This is a genomic window from Polaribacter cellanae (assembly GCF_017569185.1).
Lineage (GTDB): Bacteria > Bacteroidota > Bacteroidia > Flavobacteriales > Flavobacteriaceae > Polaribacter > Polaribacter cellanae.
Window position 1 is genome coordinate 1,810,981 of the sequence record NZ_CP071869.1, and the last position, 18,011, is coordinate 1,828,991.

Consider the following 18,011-nt stretch of genomic DNA (forward strand, 5'->3'; position numbering starts at 1 on the left):
GCCCGCAATTTTAGCTGCATTTTTAAAAATAACCTATTTTCTGAATGTGCCTAGCTAAATTAAAGGTAGTTGCAATTTTGCACACTTCTGAATTTCATGCTGAAATTCCTCGCGCACAAAACCGCAACTATTCTTATACAAACACGTTAGCAAATATTGTTCTCACTCAAACGCTGAAAAATAGTGAATTAAAATTAATAGATTTTATCACAAAAAAGGAATTTCAAAATGCTGAGCACTCGCTCGCTCGTAAAATTTTGCGTGGGAATTTACTCAAATGTGGAATTATAAAACGTGAGAATTTTCTCAAACTCGAAAAAACAAAATTGCGGAATTTTCAAAGAATCGTGAAATTTAGAAAGCTTGAGAAATTGAGCAGAAAATGAAAAATATAAATTGCGGAATTCTTACTCAAAAGCTGAGTTTTAGGATTTAATTAATGAACTAAGGGGAATGAAAAAAACAACATTTGCTAACAACGCATAAAAATAATTGCTATTTTAGCTTAACCAAAGGTCGTTGCAATTTTGCACACTTCTGAATTTCATGCTGAAATTCCTCGCGCACAAAATCGCAACTAATCTTATACAAACCCGTTGGCAACCATTTAAGAAAAATCCGTAAACATTTGAAAAATCCAGCCAAATAGAACCGAAAAAAATATTGTGGGCGGAATTGAATTGCGGAATTGACAAACTGAACTGAATACAAAACCGAATGAAAACGGATTTTTTGCCGACTAAAAGCTGAACCGAAAATTTTTGAGTTTTAAGCCGATTTCTGACAAGTGAAACGCATAAGAAACGTGAAAATTATTGCGGAATAAAAAACTGAACCGAAAACTATTGCGCCGAATTTTACTCGGACGGAAAAAATCAGCGGAAAAAGAATCGAATTTTTTTTTTTGATTTTTAAGTAATAATCCGAAAAGTTTGTGTTTATCTACGAAAATGAATCTGAAAAGGAAAAAGCAGAATCGGAATGTGGAAAACCGTAAAAAGAATTAAGCAGAATTGACTAAATTGGTCGTTTAAAGAATAAAAACGACTGAATTAAAGCTGACGTGAAAAAGCAAAGCGACAAAGGAAAAACGGTTGCCAACAAAGTATAAAAATAATTGCTATTTTGGCTAAACCAAAGGTAGTTGCAATTTTGCACACTTCTGAATTTCATGCTGAAATTCCTCGCGTACAAAACCGCAACTATTCTTATACAAACACGTTAGGCAACATTAGAACAAACCCATTGGAAAGGCAACAAGCAATAGAAAAATATTCAACAATCAAATTGACCGAACTTTCAGAAAAAGAAAGAGCGGAACAGTTAGAAGTTATGACTTTAGAAGATTGGAGCGATTCCATAGGTTGGAATTCTTTACCAAAACCTGTTCGGAATGAATTTGAGTCTGGGAAAGAAATTAAAAACCCTGAATTGGAAAAGTATGATGCAGTTTTAATGATTTGGTTAAGATATCGACTGGAATCTGTAACAAACGAATTCTTATGCGAAAAACTTAATCTTGACAGGATAATAGGCGAACCGATTAAACTCGAATCGTGTCCTTGTTGTGGTTACAGAACAATTGAAGAACGTGGTAATTATGATATTTGTAAAGTTTGCTGGTGGGAAGATGATGGACAAGACAATCAGCATTCTGAAAAAATAATGGGCGGACCGAATTACGGAATTAGTTTAGTTATAGGTAGATACAACTATCTGATTTATGGACTTTATGACCCAAAACGAACTGACCTGATGGAATTAAAAGCGGAACAAAACGAATTTGAAAAAGGCAGAATATTTGAAATAATTGACAATGAGTATCTGATTGAAAAAGGAACTGATTGGAAATGGAAAATAACGTTGCCTAACACCGTATAAAATTAATTGCTGGTAATAGCCTACTTACGAAAGTCCTCGCGGACTTTCTATACGTGATTTATTTGCTAATTTTAGTACTTAAAACACGCAACTAATCTTATACAAACACGTTAGCAAATATTGTTCTCACTCAAACGCTGAAAAATAGTGAATTAAAATTAATATATTTTATCACAAAAAAGGAATTTCAAAATGCTGAGCACTCTCTCGCTCGTAAGATTTTGCGTGGGAATTTACTCAAATGTGGAATTATAAAACGTGAGAATTTTCTCAAACTCGAAAAAACAAAATTGCGGAATTTCCAAGGAATCGTGAAATTTAGAAAGTTTGAGAAATTGAGCAGAAAATGAAAAATATAAATTACGGAATTCTTACTCAAAAGCTGAATTTTAGGATTTAATTAATGAACTAAGGAGAATAAAAAAAACAACATTTGCTAACAACGCATAAAAATAATTGCTAATTTTAGCTCAACCAAAGGTCGTTGCAATTTTGCGCACTTCTGAATTTCATGCTGAAATTCCTCGCGCACAAAATCGCAACTATTCTTATACAAACACGTTACCAGCAATTACACAAAATGACCCCTGATTTAATTTCTCACATAGAACAATTTAATAATCACTATTTGATAATTAGTGGATATTCTGAGAATTATACCTTAAGTGTTTTAGATAGAACATTAAAAATAATTACCGAGTTTAGTTTTGGTAATGTTGACATTTGGAATGCCAATTTTCATATAGATGAAAATAAAGTGTTGATTTCGATTGCTACAACTGAAACGTTTAAAAATGAAAAAAACAAATATCAAGGATTCAATACTTTGTGGTATGAAGTTTATTTCAAAAAAAATATTTTATCAAAAAATAAGATTGTTTTTCAACATATAAAAACTTGGCCACAATCAGATTTTACGAGTATAAAAAGTTATTGTGATAACAATGTAAGGTATTGGATTGGACTAAAACAAAATAAAAAGAAATTTAAAGAAAGACGAACATTTATAAATTTAGCAACAACCTCTGATTTAAAGCAATTACCACAGCTAAACAAATCAATACTTGTTCATAATAGCACGAAACACAAATTTGACCTTATTGTTTCTGAGGAAAATTTATTCATTAGTATTATATCCGAAAAATGTACTCTAATTAAAACAAACTCAAAAGGAGAAAATATTCAATTACAAGAATTAAACATTCCTTTAAAAAAATTACACGAATATGCTGATTGTAGATTAGTAGAAATAGAGAATAAAATATTTAGTTATTTCTGGACGGCATCTCAGGAATATTCAAAAAAATATCAATTTGAGTTATTTGGAACCGAGAATTTAAAAGAGAATGTTGATTCAGACAAAATCTCAAAACTCATAGATTCTGACTTTGTGCATTCTGTTACTTGGAATAAGCCGAAAATTGTTGGATATAAAAAGGTTTATGAGGAATCAAAAAAATATTATTCTGAAATTAATGAAAACGGAAAACTCGTTAATGAAAAAATAATTGAGAACGTGACTCCAATTCATTTTGGTTTTGATAATGATTTAATTTGTTTTTCGACTGATAAAAAAGAACTAGAAATAATAATCCGAAAATAAAAAAGCTGGTAACAATGTATAAAAAACATAGGGCGTTTGTGCTGAATCGAAAGTTCTGTGAATATTAACAAAGTCCGCTAAATATAAAATTTGGCATTTATAGCAGAAAAGATAAAAGCAAAATATTTATATTTAGCTAAGTTATAAACCGAAACGAAAGTGCTTATCACCTGCCCTACGTTTCTTATACTGAACGTTAGCTTTAATGCTCAGGACATTGCAAAACCGAAAATTTCAGGTTTAAATCAAAAGTCATTTAAAGCGGAATTTAAAAATAAAATGTGGAATATTGAGCTGAATAATCACTCAAACTCTGAATTGAATTGCGTCTGACTTTTTAGCTCGTTTGCGGAATCGAAAACTGAATTGAAAAGCGGAATTTCACTCAATCAGAATTTAGCAAGTTGCGGAATTGCTCACTCGAAATCTGAATTAAAAATATAGCGGAATTTGAGCAAGTTTGCGGAATGAAAGTAGAGCTGAATAAAAAATAAAATGCGGAATTAAAAAGCCGACCGAAATATAATATTGACCAAAAAATAAACGGACAAAAAAGCACTAAAGCTAACAAAGTATAAAAATAATTGCTAATTTTAGCTTAACCAAAGGTAGTTGCAATTTTGCACACTTCTGAATTTCATGCTGAAATTCCTCGCGCGCAAAACCGCAACTATTCTTATACAAACACGTTAGCTTTAATGCTCGGGACATTGCAAAACCGAAAATTTCAGGTTTAAATCAAAAGTCATTTAAAGCAGAATTTAAAAATAAAATGCGGAATATTGAGCTGAATAATTACTCAAACTCTGAATTGAATTGCGTCTGACTTTTTAGCTCGTTTGCGGAATCGAAAACTGAATTGAAAAGCGGAATTTCACTCAATCGGAATTTAGCAAGTTGCGGAATTGTCCACTCAAAATCTGAACTAAAAATATTGCGGAATTTGAGCAAGTTTACGGAATAAAAGTCGAGCTGAATAAAAAATAAAATGCGGAATTAAAAAGCCGACCGAAATATAATATTGACTAAAAAATAAACGGACAAAAAAGCACTAAAGCTAACAAAGTATAAAAATAATTGCTAATTTTAGCCAAACCGAAAGTAGTTGCAATTTTGCACACTTCTGAATTTCATGCTGAAATTCCTCGCGCACAAAACCGCAACTATTCTTATACAAAAACGTTAGCAAATATTGTTCTCACTCAAACGCTGAAAAATAGTGAATTAAAACTAATCAGTTTTATTGCAAAAAAGGAATTTCAAAATGCTGAGCACTCGCTCGCTCGTAAGATTTTGCGTGGGAATTTACTCAAATGTGGAATTATAAAACGTGAGAATTTTCTCAAACTCGAAAAACCAAAATTGCGGAATTTCCAATCAATCGTGAAATTGAGCAAGTTTGAGAAATTGAGCAGAAAATGAAAAATATAAATTACGGAATTCTTACTCAAAAGCTGAGTTTTAGGATTTAATTAATAAACTAAGGAGAATGAAAAAAACAACATTTGCTAACAACGCATAAAAATAATTGCTACTTTTAGCTTAACCAAAGGTAGTTGCAATTTTGCACACTTCTGAATTTCATGCTGAAATTCCTCACGCACAAAATCGCAACTATTCTTATACAAAAACGTTAGCAAATATTGTTCTCACTCAAACGCTGAAAAATAGTGAATTAAAACTAATCGGTTTTATCACAAAAAAGGAATTTCAAAATGCTGAGCACTCGCTCGCTCGTAAGATTTTGCGTGAGAATTTACTCAAATGTGGAATTATAAAACGTGAGAATTTTCTTAAACTCGAAAAACCAAAATTGCAGAATTTTCAAGGAATCGTGAAATTGAGCAAGTTTTAGAAATTGAGCAGAAAATAAAAAATATAAATTGCGGAATTCTTACTCAAAAGCTGAATTTTGGGATTTAATTAATGAATAAAGGAGAATGAAAAAAACAACATTTGCTAACAACGCATAAAAATAATTGCTATTTTAGCTAAACCAAAAGCAGTTGCAATTTTGCACACTTCTGAATTTCATGCTGAAATTCCTCGCGCACAAAATCGCAACTATTCTTATACAAAACCGTTGTGCAACATATAAAACGAACCGCAGAAAACGAATGAAAATTTACGGAAAATGTAAAAATTGTAAAAATGAAATTGGATATTCAACAAGTGCGAATACAAGAGTTGAATTTGCAATGCAAGATGGAGAAAATAAAACTCTGAATTGTAAAAATTGCGGAACAATAACAAAATTTCACGTTGACCAATTATTCACGAAAGAATCAAAAGTTGCTAAAATTGGAGCTGGATTAATTTTGTTAATTGGAACTCCTTTGATGTTCTTATTCGTAAATCCAATATTTAATGGAAGTCGGAATCATTACATAATATATATTATTGGTGGATTTTTACTTGTTCCTATAATTGCATATGGAATTATACAAAAACAAGACCGAACAAGAGTGAACTCGTTCAATAGAAACAAACTAAAAGGTAGAATTCATAATATTTAAGATTTTGAAACCAATTTTATTTTACATTATTGTCGGAATTTTATTTTTAATGATTCCTTTATCTGGAATCGGAATTTTAGGAACAATGATTACCGAAAAATATCAAGTTAATCACGAAAGGACATTTTTGGAAATAGATTCTAATAAATTATCTGAAAGAGAAATTAGAGAAAAAACGAAAGAAATTAACGATATTGAAAACAATGTTAAGCGACAAAAATTATTTATGTTTGGAATCGCAGGAATTGGACTAATTTCGGGAATAATGTTATTGAGAAATAAAAAGAAAATATTAAAAAATACGTTGCACAACACCGTGTAAAAAAAATTGCTGGTAAAAGCCAACTTACGAAAATCCTCGCGGATTTTCTTGGTTTGTGTTTTATTTAGTAACTTTATTGCTAAATCAACGCAACTTTCCATACACAAACACGTTAGCAAATATTGTTCTCACTCAAACGCTGAAAAATAGTGAATTAAAACTAATCGGTTTTATCACAAAAAAGGAATTTCAAAATGCTGAGCACTCTCTCGCTCGTAAGATTTTGCGTGGGAATATACTCAAATGTGGAATTATAAAACGTGAGAATTTTCTTAAACTCTAAAAACCAAAATTGCGGAATTTCCAATCAATCGTGAAATTTAGAAAGTTTGAGAAATTGAGCAGAAAATGAAAAATATAAATTGCGGAATTCTTACTCAAAAGCTGAGTTTTAGGATTTAATTAATGAACTAAGGAGAATGAAAAAAACAACATTTGCTAACAACGCATAAAAATAATTGCTATTTTAGCTTAACCAAAGGTCGTTGCAATTTTGCACACTTCTGAATTTCATGCTGAAATTCCTCGCGCACAAAACCGCAACTATTCTTATACAAACACGTTGTGCATAATGCGAAAATCGTGCTAAAATTGAACATTTGAACTAAAAACGCCAACGCTCAAACAGCACATTTATTTTTTGCCAAAGCGGAAAGCCAACACTTAAAAAAATAAAAGAGCTGTTTTTTGCCAACGCTCGGAAATAATTATCTTAGACACAAAAAAAGAATGCTGAACAAAATCATTATTATTAACTCTGAATTATATTCAAAAGCAAGTATTCAGATTGGAGAAAACTCAAGCATTCAAATTACCGCAGAAAATAATGTTGGAAAAAGTTCTTTCATAAACACACTAAACTTTCTTTACATAACTGACAATGAGCAAATGAGATTTGAAGATGATAGAAAACTATCTGACTCAATGAAACATTATTTTGATGGGACAAGTTTACATAGCTATATCATTTTTGAAATTTTTAAAAACGGATATTATAATATTCTTGTTAAGGCTACACCTGAAAATTCAATCGAATATTATAAAATAATTGGAGAATTTGATGAAGACTGCTTTATTGAGAAAAGCAATCAAGGGTTCAAAGCTCGTAGATGGAATGAGGCTCTACAAAAGCTAACTCTAAAAAATGCAACAGAACCACCAATAAAATTAACAAACGAAGAACTTTATAATCTGGTTTACAATTCTGACAAAAACAAAAATCCAGTAGTTTGGTTAAAGAAAGAAGTTAAACGAAATGGACGTAAATCATTTTCCAATAGTTTTACAGACATTTATAGACATTTAATAAGAACAAGTGCTATCAATGAAAAATCGTTTAAATCTGCACTTCTGATTGCGGATGGCCAACAGCATATACCTTTAAATGTTCTTTCAAGTTCAAGCTTTGAGAAAATTGATGAATTTGAGAGAAAGAAAATCCAATTACAAAACTTAGTAGCTATAAAACCTGAATTTGAAAAACTCAAAATCCTTAATGACGATTTTGTAAGTCAAGAATTGATTTTGGGTAAACTAAAACATACTTTTTTTAAAAACTTCAACAAGTCAGAAAAAGAAATTTCTTCACAAGTAAGTGATACAAGTGAATTATCGATGTCGATAGCTAAACTTCAAAAGAAAATAGATACAACTTTAAAAGAAGAAAGAGATAAATTAGTAGCTGAAAAAACAACAGCTAACAATAGAATAAGTGATTTAACCAATGAAAATAAAGATATAAAAACAGTAATTGATGAAGTTCAAGATTATGAACCAAAAGAAGATAATCTCTTGTATCAAGGTCTCAAAACTAAAGTTGTTGAAGAAACAACAATACGCGAAGAATTAGTTTCCAAATTAAATCAACTGAAACGAAGTCAATTTACTAAAAATGAAATTGAGTCTTCTATTCGAAAACTTACCAAAGATATTGGCAGAAAGAAAAACTCAGTTTCTGATTTTGATAATTTGCTTTACCAAAATATTTCCAAAGACGAAGATGTAGTAAGGAAGGTTTATAGCTATTTAGATAACCAAGTTGCAAATCTTGATAAAAGTAAAATAATTAAAACCATATCAAAAGCTGACTTACCAATGTCATTTTTTGATGGTCTAATTGACGTTTCGAGTTTAGAACTCGACAATGAATTACCAACTATAAAAACACTTCAAGATGAAATTATCTTGTTGGATAAAGAATTAAAAGAAAAAGAGTCTCAACTTAAAATAATTAAAGACCGTAATGGTGTCCAAAATCAAGTAAATACATTAAAACAATCTATAGATAAAACTCAAAGCCTTATTGACAAAGTTGAGAAGAAACCTGAACTTGAAACTTTATATAAGAAAAATGAAGAACTCATTGTCGCGAAAGGAAAAGAAGTAGAGAAAACAGATGAGAAAATCACTAAAAAGGACGAAGAGATAAATTCTATAAAATTAGAATTAGATGGCAAGAAGATTGAAAAAAATAAGCTGATTAAAAAACTAAGTGATTATAAAGAACAATATAATGCAATAACTGGATATGATGATATCTATGAACTTGAAGAAGAACTAAAAAAACCTTTTGATGAAATATTTTCTGATTTTGAGAAAACGTATCGAACTTTTAGGAACACACGTGAAAATCGTCAAAAGTCTAAAGATAGTATCAATCTAAAGTTAAACAAGGATATTCAAGATATAAAAACCTTTATTAGAGAAGTTGACGAAGAAATCATAAATATACCTCAGACAACTCGTATAATCGATACGCTCTTAGATACTCTCTCACACGAAATTGGAAGTCCAACTGATTCATTTCTAACACAATTTGAGCATTTTAAAACATTCGTTTACAAAAGTTATAATCGGAAATTAGCTGAATATCCTATATCAAACATTCAAGATGTAAAGGTAAAAATCAATGAAAACAAAGATTTGATAGAAGATTTAAAGAAAATATCAAATCTAAAATTCTCTGACGGTCTTGATTTTGATAACGCTTACGAGGAAAGCAGAATCGCTTTAAAAAGACAATTAGAAACCAATCAGGGAAAATCAATTGATATAGTTGATTTATTCAAAATTAGTGTTGAGATAACTAAAGCTACCGGCAAGAAAGAAGAAATTGACCTCTCAAAACAAGTACAATCTAGAGGAACAAATATTGTTTTAAAGTTGTATTTATTTTTAAACATACTTAAAGAATTAGTCCATAGTAACGAACAAAACAAAGTCATTATATATGTTGATGAATTAGATGCAATCGGTCAAAAGAACGTTAAGCATCTAATTCAATTTTGTAAGGTAAATCATTTTGTTCCTGTATTTGCAGCACCAAGAAAAGTTGAGGGAATTCAAAAATATTATATGATTAAGGAACCTTCAACCTTAAACAACAAAACGCAAAAAAGAAAAATTTCATTTGGAGAATTACAATCATTTCCAGTAAAATACAGAGATGCAGAATAAAACATTTTATAATTTCTTGAGTAAGATTATAAGCGAAGAAAGATTAAACTCTTCATCGGTTGCTCAATCTGTTAAAAAAAGTGGCGATTTTAAAACTCTATTAACTTGTGGTTTTATTGAATATCAAAAAGCTGTTTCTGGAGGAGGCAGTTATGTTGTAAAGAATAATCAAAAATTGAAAAATTATTTCAATGATAAGTTTCCAAAGCAATTACACGACAGTTTTACAGCTGATGCAAATGTCGGAACATTTAAAAATACAAAAATAGGCAAACGAGTTAGTCAGAATGTTATTTTGGTAAGAGGTTTCAAAAATATCCAAATAAACGATGAAATTGTAAACTTAGGAAAGTATACAAAAGATTTCGGCACTTTTTCGGCTCAGGTAAATACAATAAAAACAGACAAAATATGTATAGTTGAAAACCTCGATTCATTTCTTCAAGCAGAAAAAGTTATAGATAATATTTTCGTCTTTATTCATCCTTATGGTGGTTTAAGCAAATCTGTTGTAGAGAAATTGATTGTCAATGAATTATGGGTTTTTCCCGACTACGATTACAAAGGGTTGCAAAACTATATAAAGGTAAAAAGTATATTTCCTGACTCACAATTATATTACCCAAAGGATTACGAAAATCTTTTCAAAAAATATTCAAGAAGTATAAAAACAAAGAATGGAAAAGAACAAAATCCTCATAAAACAGTTCAAGAATCTAAAGACCCTTTGGTTTGTAAAATAAAAACTGACATATATAAAACAAAGCGATTTTTAGAACAACAAGCCCTTTTTCAAAATGATTAAATTATCTGGTAAACAAATATTAGTTTTTTTACAAGTTCATTATGAGTTTGTAAAAGAAATCTTTGATGTGAGTAAACCAGATTTCATTTTGGATTCAGATACTTTAACTAAATACATTGAGGAGTACAATTTAAATCACGAAAGAAAAATATCAATTACAAAGCTAATCGATGTCAAATTTTGTCGTCAATTACCAACTAAAGATTTTAAGATTAATAGAAGTTATATTGATTTTTTACAATTTTTATTTGACGATTTTACTTTAGATTTACCAGAAACACTAAAAGAAAGATATAAAACAATTTTTGAGTTGTTTTCAAAGCTCAAAACAGCTGATAAGACGAGTAAAACTGTTGTTTTAATTACAAATATTATTAATGTCATCGATGTTTTTCTAAACGATATTCATAGACAAACCCAACGTCTTTTAATAGATACAGAGTCTCTTAAAGTTAACGCAAATGAATTTTCTGATTTATCAAAACGATTAGAAAAAGCTATATTTTGGATTGATGAATATATTGAGCCATTAAATAAAATTCTTGAGAAAGGACATCCTGAATCTTTTTATTCTGCAATAGTTGAAATTCAGAGCTACACGAGTGAAAAAAGATATGTGGCAGAAACTTATAAGTTAAAAAGAGAATATGCGAAATTGTATGCATCTGCATTATACGCAAGAACTGAATTAGACCAAAATTTACAAAAGCTAACAAGAGAGCTTAAACCATTACTTGATAGAATTAAAAGTGATTCAATAATACTAAGCGGTTTTTATCATTTTGTAGAAAACATAGATTATCCTGAAAGATATATTATCCCTATTCCTCACCCAATCAAAAAAACAAAAGGCAATCCAATTTTTAAGAAATTTGATAGTGAGGCACAATTTTACGTTGACCAGTTTAACTATAAAACTGCTGACACGTTTTACGTAGAACAAGTTGAAGATTTAGAATGGTTGCCAGATTCTACATATTTCAAAGAACAGTTATTGAAAGAGAAAGGTGTATCTGATTTTTATAAATGGTGCTTTGATATTTTAAAGCAACACACGCAAGAAATTACATTATCAAAGTATTTTACTATTACTAATTTATTACTTGAAGAAGATTTAGCTGTTGATTACAATAGCGATGAGAGAAACGAAATTATATTAGATGATGCCATACTTATGATGCCAAAAGTTAAAATATATGAGAGAATATCCAACAAAACATAGAGAATTAGTTAGCTTACTTTTAGATGGCAAATTTATGATTTACCCAAATCCTTTATTTGGAGTTTTAGTAGAGAATGATGAAGATTATATTGAGTTTTTCAAAAAATCTTATGACTTTGACCTTATTATAGAAACTGATTTTGCTTACTTATCATCAGAAGATGTGAATGAAAAACGAACAAGGGATTTTACTTTATTTCTTGCAATACTTTCAAGAGAATTAGATTATTCGGGAAAGAATTTTAGAGAAAAAATTGAATTTGGAACTTTTGACATTCAAGAAACAGAAGAACTTTTAAGACAATCAAGCAAATGGGAAATTTTGGAGAAAACCACGGTTGCCGATTTTGAGAAGTTTATAAAAACGTGGAGAAGTAAAAATCTTTTAGAAGTTAATGGAAGTAAGTTTAAATTTACAAAAGCAATAAAACTGTTTTTTCGGTTTGCAATGGAAATAGCAGAAGAAAAACTTAAAGAACAGAACATTTTGGAAAAAGAATAGCCAACGCTCAAAGCCATACACATTAGCAATTCGCTACAGCCAACGCTACCCCAAAAATTGCAAAAGAGTATGTTTTGCCAACGCACACATTTGAACTAAATAACAAACATCGGAAAACCAAGCAGAACGTGAAAAGCACTATGCACAACAATGTATATAAAACATAGCTATTAAAGGCTTTCCGGGAGGTTTTTGCTTCTTTGCTAAGTCCGCCAAATTTTTATTTTTGTATATTTAAAAATGAAAAGATAAACATAAAAAATAAAAATTCGGCTCGTGTATAATCCGAAAACAACAGCGTCTTTTTACACGCTACGTTTCATATACGGAGACGTTGTGCATAATGCGAAAGTCGTACTAAAATTTAGCATTTGAACTAAAAACGCCAACGCTCAGTCAAGCACATTTCATTTTTTTCGTGCCTCAAAAATAAAAAGAGCTTGCCTTTTCCCAACGCCACACCACCGAAATAAATTAATCGAAATTTTTAGCTCGAAAAACAAAATCTATTGTTAAATTTGGACAATTATTGTCCTGAATAAATTTTAAGGAAAAATACTGCAAAATGAATACGAAACAATCGTTTGGAGAGTACTTACGGAAATTAAGGGAAGACCAAAATCTTCCGATACGAAAAGTTGCATCAAAACTGGATATTGACCCATCAACATTGGGAAAAATTGAACGTGGCGAAAGAAGTGCTAATAAAGAAATGCTTCCAATATTGGCGGAATTATTCGGAATAGAGGAAAAAACTCTTGGACTTATTCTTTTTAGCGACAAAGTAGCTTATCAGATTATCGAAGAAGAAAATACAAACGAAATCCTGAAAGTAGCTGAAGAAAAAATTAAATATTTAAAAAATAAGAATCTTAAACAAGGTTCATTGGACTTAAAATAAATATGAATATTAAAGACCTTGTTAAAAAATATCACTCGAATAGAGAAGCATATCTAAAAGCGGATTACAACGAAACTCAGCTTCGGACAGATTTTCTTGACCCATTATTTGAAATGCTTGGTTGGGACATTAAAAACTCGACTGGAAAACCAACTAACGAACGTGAAGTCTTGGTTGAAGAAGGATTAAAAGCAGATGCTAGTTCTAATACTAAAAAACCTGATTACACTTTTAGGCTTTTTTCTGAACGAAAGTTCTTTTTAGAAGCTAAAAAACCAAACGTAAAAATTGAAAGCGACAACGATCCTGCAAAACAGATTCGTAGATATGGTTTCACAGCAAAACTAAAAATTTCAGTTTTATCAAATTTTGAGTATTTGGCAATCTATGATTGCTCTCAAAAAGTTGGAAAAGATGATTCTGTAACAAAATCTAGAATCAATCTTTATCACTATACAGAATATGAATCAGCTTTTGAGGACATAAAAAAACAGCTAAGTAACCAAGCTGTCTATTCCGGAGAATTTGATGAAACTTGGAAAGAAATTGAAGAGCAATTAAAACTTTCAAGTGTAGATGATTTATTCCTTTCCCATATTAACGAATGGCGCATCGTTTTGGGCAAAGAAATTTACTCGCACAAACCTGACTTAAATATAGAAGAGTTAAATGATATCGTTCAGTCTTATATCAATAGTATCATATTTTTAAGAGTTTGTGAAGACCGAAATTTAGAAACCTATAAAACACTTTTAAACTTTGCAGAAAATAATGATTTCGCTTCGCTTATCAAAAAATTCAAAGAAGCCGACAAAAAATATAACGCAGGTTTATTTAATCAGCCTTTAACGGAAAAAGTAGTTTCTGATAGCTCTTCCGCATTTTGGGAAATAATCAGAGATTTATATTTCCCTGAAAGCACTTATTCCTTTTCAGTTTTTGCTTCGGATATTCTAGGAAACATCTATGAAATATTTCTTGGAGAACAATTAACGATAGAAAACGGACAAATTCTCTTAAAAAAGAAACCTGAAAATGTTGATAGAGATATTGTTACAACACCAACTTTTATTATTCAAGATATTCTAAGGCAAACGGTTGTAGAACATTGTAAAAATAAAACTGATAAAGAAATTATAAATTCCTCATTTGCTGATATTGCTTGTGGTTCAGGGGCATTTTTACTAGAAACTTATCAATTATTACAAGATATTCTTATTGATTATTACTTGCTAAATAATAAAAAAAAACTAATTCAAACATCAATTACCACTTTCAAATTGCCCTTTGAAATCAAAAAGAAAGTTTTAGAAAATTGCATTTTTGGAATTGATAAAGATTACAATGCTGTTGAAGCCTGCAAATTTGGTTTGCTATTGAAACTTCTTGAAAATGAAGATAATGCAACGATAACAACACCTGCATTACCAAATCTTGACCAAAATATTCAGTTTGGAAATAGCCTAATTGAGCCATCAGAAACAAACAAAAAAAATCAAGAGGCAATAAATCCTTTTGATTTTGGTAAAACTCGTTTTGATGTAATCGTTGGCAATCCACCATATCTGGCTACAGAACATATGAAAGAGTTTACACCTCTTGAACTGCCTATTTACAAATCGAAATTTGAATCATCTTACAAACAGTTTGACAAGTACTTTCTTTTCATTGAAAGAGGTTTGGAATTTTTGAAAGATAGCGGATATTTTGGTTACATAGTACCAAGTAAATTTGCGAAAGTTGGAGCTGGAAAAAAACTGAGAGAATTACTTGTCGATAATAAAGTAATTCAGCAAATAATATCCTTTGGAGCAAATCAGGTTTTTCAAAATAAAACCACCTACACCTGTCTCTTAATTCTCAAAAAAGAAAAACTTGAACAAGTCAAATATCTTGAGGTAAACTCATTAAAAAATTGGAAAACAAGAAATATTGGAAAGGAATATTTTGATGAATTCAAAATAAATTCTTTAGAAGCAGATGGTTGGGTGCTTTATCCAAGTATCTTAAAACCAATATACACTTCAATTGTTTCGCAATCAAAAACATTAGAGGAGCTAATTGGTTCTGAAAATATTTACAATGGAATTCAAACAAGTGCCAATAACATTTATATCCATTCGATAGAAAAAGAAGATAAACACTTTCTTTATTTCAAAAAAAATGGAGTTCAATGGAAAGTTGAGAAAACATTAACTAGACCATATTTCAAGACTTCTAGCGGAGAAGATAATTTATATACTTATCGCCAATTTTTATCAAATTCATTTGTTATTTATCCTTACTTAAAAACCAAAAAGGGAATTGAGTTTGTTGAAATTGATGATTTAAAAGCAAACTATCCAGAAACATATAAGTTTTTAAATCACTACAAGGATAAACTTGATAATGATAAAAGAGACATTAAACCTGAACCTCAGACCAAAAATGAATGGTACAGATATGGCAGACATCAAAGTCTAGACAAATGTGATGTACCTGCAAAAATTATTGTTGGCGTTTTAGCACAAGGCAATAAATATGCAATTGACTACTTCGGCACTTTAATATCATCAGGTGGTACAGCAGGTTATTGTATGATTACATTACCTGACAACTTTCCATACTCTATCTATTACATTCAAGCTTTATTGAACTCTAAATATCTAGAGTGGTTTTCTGCACTAATTGGCGAAGTATTCAGGGGTGGTTATATTGCAAGAGGTACAAAAGTGCTCAAAAAATTACCTATCAGACTCATTGATTTTAAGACTAAATCAGAGAAAGATATTCACGATAAAATCGCGAAAATTCAAAAAGAATTGATTGATGTCCAAGGTGGAATAGATAAAAATAATGGAAATAAAAGAGTCTCAATTCCTTTACAACGTCAGTTCGACAGTTTAAAAGCTGAGCTTGACGATACACTTAAAACTTTGTTTAACTTGGGAGAAGCTGATAGTGATATCCCTTTAATTTCTGAAATTTATGCAACTAATTAAAGAAGCATCAAAGGAAAAATTAAGGGGTGGTTTCTATACACCTGAACCAATTGCATCATTTGTTTTAAAATGGGCATTTAACGGTAATAAACAACTTGATATTTTAGAACCAAGTTGTGGAGATGGCGTATTTCTTGAAGAAATACAGAAAGGCAATTTTGAATATAATTCTGTAACTGCAATAGAATTTGATAAAGTTGAAGCTGAAAAATCTAAAAAAATTGGCTTGGACAAGACCAACGTTATTAATGCCGATTTTCACGATTTCTGCATTAATACCAAACAAAAATTTGATTTGGTAGTCGGAAATCCACCTTATATTCGCTACCAATATTTTGACAAAGAACAACAAGAATTTGCTTCCAACATTTTTGACAAAGCCAAACTAAAGTATTCTAAACTAACAAATGCTTGGGTTTCGTTTGTTGTTGGCTCTTCCCTACTTTTAAAAGAAAAAGGCAAAATTGGATTTGTATTACCAGCTGAAATTCTTCAAGTTTCCTACGCTCAACCCTTACGAGAATTTTTAGCTCAATTTTATAATAAAATAAACATTGTTTCTTTTGAAAAGTTGGTGTTTCCAGACATTCAGCAAGAAGTAGTTTTATTATTATGCGAAAAAAATAATTCTAAAACACATTTGATTGAACATTTAGAATTGAAAGATGCAGAAGAACTAGAAAAATTAGATGTATCAAAATTAAAAAGTCCAAAGAAGAAAATTGATTTCAAATCGAACAAATGGACTTTTTATTTCCTTGAACAAAATGAAATTGACTTTTTAGAAAAGCTTCAAAACGACAAAATAATTCCAAGACTTAAAGAATACGCAAAAGTAGAGGTTGGAATTACAACAGGTTCAAATCCATTTTTTACAGTTCCGCTTTCTATAGTTCAATTTTACAATTTAGAAAAGTATGCAAAACCATTAGTTGGCAGAAGTGTTCAAGTTCCAAGTGCGATTTTCACAGAAAAAGATTGGATTAAAAACAGAAATTCCGAAGCACGAACACACTTTTTATCATTTCCAAAAATGGACGAACTAAATGGCTCGATTGGAGCTAGAGATTACATTTCTTGGGGAGAGGAAAATGAAATACACAAAGGCTATAAATGTAGAATACGTGATGAATGGCAAATTGTGCCTTCACAAAGAATATCAGATGCATTATTTATTCGGAGAAACAACAAGTATCCAAAGTTAATAATTAATGAAGCTGAGGCTTTTACAACAGATACTATGCACAGAGTAACTGTAAAAGAAAAAACGGAAATAAAAGCATTGACAGCTAGTTACTACAATTCTCTATCCTTTGCATTTGCGGAGATTTGTGGAAGGAGTCACGGTGGCGGAGTTTTGGAATTAATGCCAAACGAAGTGGAGAGAATACTTTTACCTTACAATGAAAAAAATGCGGAACTGTTACCAACTATTGACAAAATGATTCGTGAAAAGAAAGATATTTCGGAATTATTAAAAATCACGAATAAAAAAATACTAAAGGATAATTACGGCTTGACTTATAAAGAAATTGACTTGGCGGACAATATATGGAAAAAGCTATCAAACCGAAGATTGAATAGAGGAAAAAAATAGCCAACGCTCAAAGCCATACACATTTGCAATTCGCTAAAGCCAACGCTACGCCAAAAATTGCAAAAGAGTATGTCTTGCCAACGCTCAATTCCGAACTAAATAACAAACATCGGAAAACCAAGCTGAACGTGAAAGCACTATGCACAACAACGTGTATAAAACATAGCTATTATAGGCTTTTCGAGAGGTTTTTATACATTTACAAAGTACGCCAAATCCGAAAAG

12 protein-coding genes are annotated in these 18,011 nt (G+C 30.4%); all 12 read left to right on the top strand.

All coding sequences use genetic code 11. The annotated features are described in order from the left end of the window. The first annotated feature begins 1,125 nt into the window (after window positions 1-1,125). The 12 genes from J3359_RS08070 to J3359_RS08125 all read left to right on the top strand — a co-directional run bounded on the left by J3359_RS08070 (window position 1,126) and on the right by J3359_RS08125 (window position 17,786). Window positions 1,126-1,881: a CPCC family cysteine-rich protein gene (locus J3359_RS08070; RefSeq protein ID WP_208080187.1), complete on the top strand. Its 756-nt coding sequence runs from the start codon at window positions 1,126-1,128 to the stop codon at window positions 1,879-1,881. Between the two features lie 580 nt (window positions 1,882-2,461). Continuing rightward, window positions 2,462-3,484 carry a hypothetical protein gene (locus tag J3359_RS08075; protein ID WP_208080188.1) on the top strand — a complete coding sequence of 341 codons (1,023 nt, stop codon included), beginning with the start codon at window positions 2,462-2,464 and terminating at the stop codon, window positions 3,482-3,484. Between the two features lie 1,564 nt (window positions 3,485-5,048). Then, window positions 5,049-5,339 carry a hypothetical protein gene (locus J3359_RS08080; protein ID WP_208080189.1) on the top strand — a complete coding sequence of 97 codons (291 nt, stop codon included), beginning with the start codon at window positions 5,049-5,051 and terminating at the stop codon, window positions 5,337-5,339. Window positions 5,340-5,601: 262 nt separating this feature from the next. Continuing rightward, complete coding sequence (locus tag J3359_RS08085) at window positions 5,602-6,000, top strand: hypothetical protein (protein ID WP_208080190.1); 399 nt, start codon at window positions 5,602-5,604, stop codon at window positions 5,998-6,000. Window positions 6,001-6,004: 4 nt separating this feature from the next. Beyond that, on the top strand, window positions 6,005-6,322 hold the full coding sequence (locus J3359_RS18305) for a hypothetical protein (protein ID WP_243766005.1): 318 nt from the start codon (window positions 6,005-6,007) through the stop codon (window positions 6,320-6,322). A gap of 729 nt (window positions 6,323-7,051) precedes the next feature. Next, window positions 7,052-9,778: a coiled-coil domain-containing protein gene (locus tag J3359_RS08095; protein WP_208080191.1), complete on the top strand. Its 2,727-nt coding sequence runs from the start codon at window positions 7,052-7,054 to the stop codon at window positions 9,776-9,778. Between the two features lie 16 nt (window positions 9,779-9,794). After that, entirely contained in the window at window positions 9,795-10,583 is a 789-nt protein-coding gene (locus J3359_RS08100) for a DUF2220 family protein (RefSeq protein WP_208080192.1), read from the top strand. Continuing rightward, window positions 10,576-11,805: a hypothetical protein gene (locus tag J3359_RS08105; protein WP_208080193.1), complete on the top strand. Its 1,230-nt coding sequence runs from the start codon at window positions 10,576-10,578 to the stop codon at window positions 11,803-11,805. Before J3359_RS08100 ends, J3359_RS08105 begins: the two co-directional genes overlap by 8 nt. Further along, on the top strand, window positions 11,780-12,307 hold the full coding sequence (locus J3359_RS08110; RefSeq protein WP_208080194.1) for a condensin complex protein MksE: 528 nt from the start codon (window positions 11,780-11,782) through the stop codon (window positions 12,305-12,307). Before J3359_RS08105 ends, J3359_RS08110 begins: the two co-directional genes overlap by 26 nt. A gap of 565 nt (window positions 12,308-12,872) precedes the next feature. Further along, the gene (locus J3359_RS08115; protein ID WP_151675475.1) at window positions 12,873-13,208 is read left to right on the top strand and encodes a helix-turn-helix domain-containing protein; all 336 of its coding nucleotides are present in this window, start codon (window positions 12,873-12,875) and stop codon (window positions 13,206-13,208) included. A 2-nt stretch (window positions 13,209-13,210) separates the two neighbouring features. Then, on the top strand, window positions 13,211-16,189 hold the full coding sequence (locus J3359_RS08120) for an Eco57I restriction-modification methylase domain-containing protein (protein WP_208080195.1): 2,979 nt from the start codon (window positions 13,211-13,213) through the stop codon (window positions 16,187-16,189). Then, window positions 16,176-17,786: an Eco57I restriction-modification methylase domain-containing protein gene (locus J3359_RS08125; RefSeq protein WP_208080196.1), complete on the top strand. Its 1,611-nt coding sequence runs from the start codon at window positions 16,176-16,178 to the stop codon at window positions 17,784-17,786. The genes J3359_RS08120 and J3359_RS08125 overlap by 14 nt, the downstream gene beginning before the upstream one ends. Window positions 17,787-18,011: the final 225 nt, after the last annotated feature.